The following is a 6,064-nucleotide window of genomic DNA, read 5'->3' as shown; positions in this document are numbered from 1 at the left end:
CCGCCGCGACCGCGGGCAGCGACACCGAGGCGAGGCCTCGCAGGAACGGCTCCGCGCCCACCGCGAGCGCGAGCGCGAGGAGGATGCCGCCRCCGACCGCGACCCGCACCCACACGCTCAGCCGCGGCGACGCGAGGATCGTCCGCACGCCCGTTGCCGGCTGCGCACGTTTGGCCGGTCGCACGCCGGTCACCGGCGGGGCGCCGGTCGCCCTCAGCAGGACGGTCATCGGGCCTCCTCGAGGCTCGCGGCGATCCGGGTGACGGTGTCGCTCCACTGCGGGAGCCGCGCACCGGCGCGCTGCGCGCCGGCCTTCAGCCGCGCGCGCAGGCCAGGGTCGATCATCCAGTACTCCAGCGCCTGCCGCAGCGCGGCGGGCTGATCCGGGGGCACGAGCACCGCCGCGGCAGGGGAGACGGTCTGGGGCACCCCGCCCACGCTGCTCGCGACGATCGGGATGCCGCGGCGCAGCGCCTCGCCGATCGCCATGCCGTAGCTCTCGGCGCGAGAGGGCGCGACGAGCAGGTCGGCCCGGCGGTAGGCGGCGTCGAGGTCGTCCCGGCCGAGCACGCCCGCCATCGTGATCCGGTCGGCCACTCCTGCCGCGCGAGCGCGCGCCCTGATGTGGTCCGCGAAGTCCGGCCGCGCGGCAAGCGACCCCGCGATGGTGCAGGTCCACTCGGGCTGCGCGGCGAGCGCCGCGAGCGCCTCGACGAGCGTGTCCTGCCCCTTGTGCGGGGCGAMGACGCCGACGCAGAGCAGCGCGCGGCCGCTCGGAGTGCCAGGGGAGACGGCGGCGGCATCGGCGCCAGGCGTCGCGACGTCGATCCGGTCGGCCGATGCCAGCCCGCGCTTCACGAGCTCGCGCTTCGTCCAGTCGCTCGTCGCGATCACCCGGTGCGCAGCTCGCAGAGCCCTGCGCTCCTGGTCGATGGCCCCCGGTTCGGCGTCGGGGAACGCCGCCGACACCATGTGCGCGAGGACGACGATGCGCAGGCGTCCGGCCGCAGCCTCGACCGCCTCCGGCGAACCGGTCGCGACGAGACCGTCGATGAGCACGAGTGCCCCGTCAGGGAGGCCGGAGAGCACCGCAGCGGCGGGGGTCGCAGCATCCGTCTCCACCTCCGTTGTCCGCACGTCCCAACCGATCGCGGCCAGTCCGTCGCGGATGTGCCGGTCGAAGATGTTGCCACCGCTCACCCGGTCGGGGTCGTCGACGCCGTCCGGCACGAGGAAGTGCACCGGCCCGGGCACCCCACTCACGACGGCGTCCCGCTCATAGCGCCACCTCGTACGTCGCCCACGCGATGTGCGATTCGTGCAGCGTCACGGCGATCCCGGTGAGGGAGGCTCCGCCGGCCCCCAGCTCCCCCGCGCGCACCGCCGCCACGAGCCGGTCGGCGATCACCCCGCACAGCCGCTCGGTCGTCGTGTTGACCCCGTGGAAGTCAGGGTCGTCGTCGAGGTTGCGATACGACAGCGGCGCCAGGATGCCGCGCAGCGCGTCGGACGCACGCCCGATGTCGACCACCACGCCGTCACCGTCGAGCGCCGCCGCCCGGAAGGTCGCGTCCACCACGAAGGTCGSCCCGTGGAGGCGCTGCGCCGGGCCGAACATGTCGCCGGTGAAGCTGTGCGCGATCATGATGTGGTCGCGCACAGTGACGGAATAGGTCATCCGGCATCCCTCCAGTCGATGGTGTGGCAGAGCCCGGGCGATGACCCGGACGCGATCGCCGCCATCACGGTCGGCAGCTCCCGCCACGACGAGGTGCGGGTCACCAGCACGTCGAACGCAGGATCGCGGAGGAGGTCGAGGGCCAGGGTGAGGCGGTCCTGGGTGKTGCGGCTGTGCCGGCGGCGCGGCGAGACCATCCCCACCTGGCTGGAGCGGATCGTCAGGCGCCGGGAGTGGAAGTCGCCGCCGAGGTTCAGCCGCACCGGCCGGTCGCCGAACCAGCTCGCCTCGATGATCTCGCCCTCGGTCGCCGCCGAGCGGAGGGCGAGCTCCAGCCCTTCCTCGGAACCGCTGGTGTCCACCACGATGTCGCGGTCGTGCGGCGCATCGTCGGGGTGGGCGTAGTCCAGGCCGAGGATCCCGCACACCGCCGCCTTCGAGCGGTCCACATCAACGACGACGACGTCGATGCCGGGGATGTCACGCATCAGCCGCGCGATCGCGCAGCCGATCATCCCGGCCCCGATGACGCTGACGCGATCGCCGACGAGGGGAGCGGCATCCCACAGCACGTTGATCGCCGTCTCGACGGCCCCGGCGAGCACCGCACGCCGAGCGGGTACGCCGTCCGGCACTGTCGCGATCGCCGACACCGGCACCACGAACGCGGACTGGTGGGGGAACAGGGTGAACACGGTGCGACCGGCGAGGCCCGGCGCCCCCGCCTCGACGAGGCCGACGTTGAGGTAGCCGTATTTGACCGGTCCGGGGAAGTCGCCGGCCTGGAACGGTGCGCGCATGCGGTCGCGCTCCCCCGCCGGCACCTCGCCGCGGAACACCAGCGACTCGGTGCCGCGGCTGATGCCGGTGAACAGGGTGCGAACGAGCACCTCACCGTCCCCCGGAGCGCGGACGTCCTCGGCCCGCAGGGTGCCGGTGCCTGGCGAGTCCACCCAGAAGGCCGTCGCCCGTGTCACGACCGCGCACTCCGGGATTGAACCAACGGGGGCGCGACATACGTGTCATGAGTGGTACCCATGTGGAGAGAACGGATGGCACTGTGCGAAAGGTTCAACTCGCTCCACTCTGGTCGGTCGCCGGTGGCCTGATCGGACTGGCCTTCGTCGCCTGGTTCGATGTGCTCTCGGCGGCCGGTTGGCTCGCCGGGTTCCTCTACCTTGTCGTCTCGAATGCGCTCCTGGCGAGGGGGTTGCGCCGAGGTGCCGCAGTGCGCTTCGGTCCGGCGAACGTCGCGACGTCGGTGCGATCCACGCTCGTGGGGATCATCACAGCGCTGGTCGCGACATCCTTCACCGATCCCGTTTCGGTGCCGCTCCTGATGGGGCTGACCGTGCCTGCACTGGCGCTGGACGCGGTGGACGGCTGGATCGCGCGCCGTACGGGCACGGTGAGCGAACTGGGCGCGCGGTTCGACATGGAGGTGGACGCCTTCCTCATCCTCGTTCTGGGCGCGTTCGTCGCCCCGGACCTCGGCTGGTGGACGCTCACGCTCGGGCTCATGCGCTACGCATACGTCGTCGCCGGCTGGGCGCTCCCCTGGCTGCGGATCACGGTGCCGCCCCGCTACTGGCGCAAGGTCGTGGCCGCCGCCACCGGCATCTCACTGGCGTTCGCGGCCTCGGGTCTCGCGCCGCAGTGGGTCGGCGCCGCCGCGGTCCTGATCTGCCTCGGGCTGCTCGTCGAATCGTTCGGGCGGGATGTGGTCTGGCAGTTCCGTCAGCGTCATGCCGCGCCGGTCGAGGTGGCGCTGCGCACCGAGTCCTACCAGGGCTGAGCGCGGTCGTTGTCGCGCTGCGAGTCGTCGGGGAAGTGCGGCAGCTCGTAGCCCCCGGCGCGGATGCACAGCCAACGCAGCTGCTCCGGGCTGTCGGGCACACAGCGCCAGGTGCGCCAGACCCCTTGCCCGACGCGCACCACCGTGCCCGGTCCGACGTCCACGACCTCGTCGTCGAGCCCCATCTGACCGCGCCCGGCGAGGAACACGTACAGCTCCTCGACCCGGGCGTGCGCGTGCCAGTAGCCCGCCTCTTCGCCCGGCTCGAAGGCGTTCGCGGTCATGCCGATGAACTGCATCGTGATGTCGTGGTCGATGACCCGCCGCCCGTCGCGGGAGCTCTCCGGGCGGAAGCCGCCGTAGTGCGCCCTCCAGTCGTCGAGTGCACCCATCTCCAGCACCTGATAGTCAGTCATGTCGTCACGATAGCTCCCGAGCCCCCGTGACGGCAGGGCTCAGCGTGGCCGTTGCGGACGTCGGCGACCGTGCCTAGCGTGACGTGAGACGGGATGCCGGTCGCCGGCGTCCGATCGGAGGTGCGCGTGGCCGAGTTCACTGTCGAGGCCGTCGACGCCGATCGCTGGGCCGACCTCGCCGCTCTGTTCGGGCGCGCGGGCGCCGACAACGGATGCTGGTGCCAGTACTGGCTGATCGGCGCCGAGTACCACCGCCGGGACCGCGCCGAGAACCGTCGTGACCTCGAGGCTCAGGCTCGTGCCGGAGACGCCGGGCTGCTCGCCTACCGCGACGGCCTGCCGGTCGGCTGGGCACGCCTCACCCCGCGCTCCGAGCTGGCGTGGCTCACGTCCCGCTTCTCAACGTTCGAGTTCGAGGGCGATGACGCCTGGGCGCTGCCGTGCTTCTTCATCGCGCGCAGCGCGCGCGGCGAGGGTGTGATGCAGACGCTCATCCGGGCGGGAGCCGACCGCGCTCGCGCCGCGGGCATGCCGATCGAGGCCTATCCGATCGACCCCGATGCGCCTGGGGCCACCCGAAACCGCTACACCGGGGTGCTGTCGACGTTCCTCGACGAGGGCTTCATCCTCACCGGGCGGCTCGCCGCTGACCGCGCGGTCGTCAGGCGGGAAGTCGCTCCCCGGTGAGCGACTCGGCGAGCGGCCAGAGCTTCTCGGCGAGGCCAGGTTTGCGCGCGCTGCGCGGCAGGCCGACGCGGACGGACGGTCCGACAGCGCCGCCCATCTTGCTCGGGCCGTAATAGGCGCCCTGCTCGGCGGCAGGGTCCGCGGCGGCGAACAGCAGAGGCTCGGCACCCTGCTCCGGCAGCTGCGACGGCATGATCGTGCGGCTGCTCGGCGGGAGCGGCGTCTCGCGGCCGAGGTTGCGGCCGGCCGTCTGCAGGTTGGTGTGCGTGTAGCCGGGGTGCGCGATCGTGCTCACGAGCTCCCAGCCCCGGTCGTTCGCGATCGCCGCGAGCTGCAGGCCGAGGAGCAGGTCGGCGAGTTTGGACTGCCCATAGGCCTTCCACGGGCTGTACCCCTTCACGAGCTGGGGGTCGTCGAAGTGGATCCGACCGAAGTTCGCGACGAGGCTGCTCATCGTCACGACCCGCGGCGCCGCACTCTGGTTCAGCAGCGGCAGCAGGCGCACGGTGAGCGCGAACGGCCCGAGGTAGTTCGTGCCGAACTGCAGCTCGAACCCGTCGGCCGTCGTCAGCCGCTTGGGCGGAGCCATCACGCCCGCGTTGTTCACGAGCACGTCCAGGCGCCCGTCGGTCACGACCGAGTCGGCGAAGGCCCGCACGCTCGTCAGATCGGCGAGGTCCAGCGCGCGCACCTCGAGCTCGGCATCCGGATGCACGCTCAGGATGTCGCGGCGCGCCGTCTCACCCTTGCCGGTGTCGCGCACCGCCATGACGACGGAGGCGCCGGCGCCGGCGAGGCGCTTGGTCGCCTCGAGGCCGAGCCCGGAGTTGGCGCCGGTGACGACGAAGCGCCGACCTGTCTGATCGGGGACGTCATACATGGGCTCTCCCAGCGTGGACGGCAGCGGTGGTGCCGCCTCGGCGATTCTAGGTCGCGCCGCGGTGGGCGGAATTCGCCGGGCAGGCCAGACGCGCACCCGTCCCTCCKCGGTCGCCCGGGCTTGCGCTCCGCCGAATCCACCCACCTGGCGCCAATCCACTCGGTTCTGGGCGCCGAAGTCGGTGGACTCGCGCAGAGTCGGTGGACTCGGCGGCAGGCGGCTTCGGCCGCCGAGCACCTCCCCTCAACGGAGATACGCGTCGACGAAGAGGCTGCCGCGGATGTCTCGGAAAGCGTCGAGCAGTCGGTCGACGCCTTTCCTGCCGAGGGAGGGGAGCTGCAGGTCGTGCGGACCGAGCTTCTCGAGCTTGCCGGTGCGGATCCGCACGACCTCCCAGCCCGCCTGCCGCAGGAGCCGGTCTTTGCGGCGGTCAGCATCCTCGCGCGGGCCGACGTGCTCGAGCCCGAAGCGTCCTGTGCTGTCGTACTCCACGGCGATCCGCAGTTCGGGCAGCAGGATGTCGGGCCACACCTCGACATGCTCGAAGAAGGGCCGGCCGACCCGCACGGCGTTGAACCCCGGGGTCACAGCGAGGCGCGCGAACAGGT

At 72.1% G+C, this 6,064-nt stretch carries 8 protein-coding genes and 1 pseudogene; 2 read left to right on the top strand and 7 right to left on the bottom strand.

Annotated features, from left to right (window positions below):
* The 4 genes from AC1DVT_RS17295 to AC1DVT_RS17280 all read right to left on the bottom strand — a co-directional run.
* Positions 1-229, bottom strand: a 229-nt coding sequence (locus AC1DVT_RS17295) for a hypothetical protein (RefSeq protein ID WP_477390312.1), incomplete at its 3' end; no start/stop codon positions are given.
* The gene (locus AC1DVT_RS17290; protein WP_477390310.1) at positions 226-1,263 is read right to left on the bottom strand and encodes a glycosyltransferase family 4 protein; all 1,038 of its coding nucleotides are present in this window, start codon (positions 1,261-1,263) and stop codon (positions 226-228) included. The genes AC1DVT_RS17295 and AC1DVT_RS17290, both read right to left, overlap by 4 nt.
* A gap of 13 nt (positions 1,264-1,276) precedes the next feature.
* Positions 1,277-1,678, bottom strand: a complete 402-nt coding sequence (locus AC1DVT_RS17285) for a 6-pyruvoyl trahydropterin synthase family protein (protein ID WP_477390308.1) — start codon at positions 1,676-1,678, stop codon at positions 1,277-1,279.
* On the bottom strand, positions 1,675-2,655 hold the full coding sequence (locus AC1DVT_RS17280; RefSeq protein ID WP_477390306.1) for a zinc-dependent alcohol dehydrogenase: 981 nt from the start codon (positions 2,653-2,655) through the stop codon (positions 1,675-1,677). The genes AC1DVT_RS17285 and AC1DVT_RS17280 overlap by 4 nt, the downstream gene beginning before the upstream one ends.
* 83 nt (positions 2,656-2,738) lie before the next feature.
* On the opposite strand from AC1DVT_RS17280, the gene AC1DVT_RS17275 reads away from it, so the two are divergent.
* The gene (locus AC1DVT_RS17275) at positions 2,739-3,473 is read left to right on the top strand and encodes a CDP-alcohol phosphatidyltransferase family protein (RefSeq protein WP_477390304.1); all 735 of its coding nucleotides are present in this window, start codon (positions 2,739-2,741) and stop codon (positions 3,471-3,473) included.
* Here AC1DVT_RS17275 and AC1DVT_RS17270 read toward each other — a convergent pair.
* Complete coding sequence (locus AC1DVT_RS17270) at positions 3,461-3,889, bottom strand: cupin domain-containing protein (RefSeq protein WP_457100366.1); 429 nt, start codon at positions 3,887-3,889, stop codon at positions 3,461-3,463. The two genes, AC1DVT_RS17275 and AC1DVT_RS17270, sit on opposite strands and share 13 nt — an antisense overlap.
* Positions 3,890-4,015: 126 nt before the next feature.
* Between AC1DVT_RS17270 and AC1DVT_RS17265 the strand changes: the two genes are divergently transcribed.
* Positions 4,016-4,576, top strand: a complete 561-nt coding sequence (locus AC1DVT_RS17265; RefSeq protein WP_477390302.1) for a GNAT family N-acetyltransferase — start codon at positions 4,016-4,018, stop codon at positions 4,574-4,576.
* On the opposite strand, the gene AC1DVT_RS17260 is transcribed toward AC1DVT_RS17265, so the two are convergent.
* The gene (locus AC1DVT_RS17260; protein WP_477390300.1) at positions 4,551-5,456 is read right to left on the bottom strand and encodes an SDR family oxidoreductase; all 906 of its coding nucleotides are present in this window, start codon (positions 5,454-5,456) and stop codon (positions 4,551-4,553) included. The two genes, AC1DVT_RS17265 and AC1DVT_RS17260, sit on opposite strands and share 26 nt — an antisense overlap.
* Positions 5,457-5,699: 243 nt before the next feature.
* Positions 5,700-6,064 (bottom strand): annotated as a pseudogene (locus AC1DVT_RS17255) (hypothetical protein); the annotation flags it as partial.

Source organism: Microbacterium sp. P2_F9, assembly GCF_056403635.1.
The sequence above is the reverse complement of the archived record's forward strand: the minus strand, read 5'-3'. Positions and strand labels throughout refer to the sequence as shown.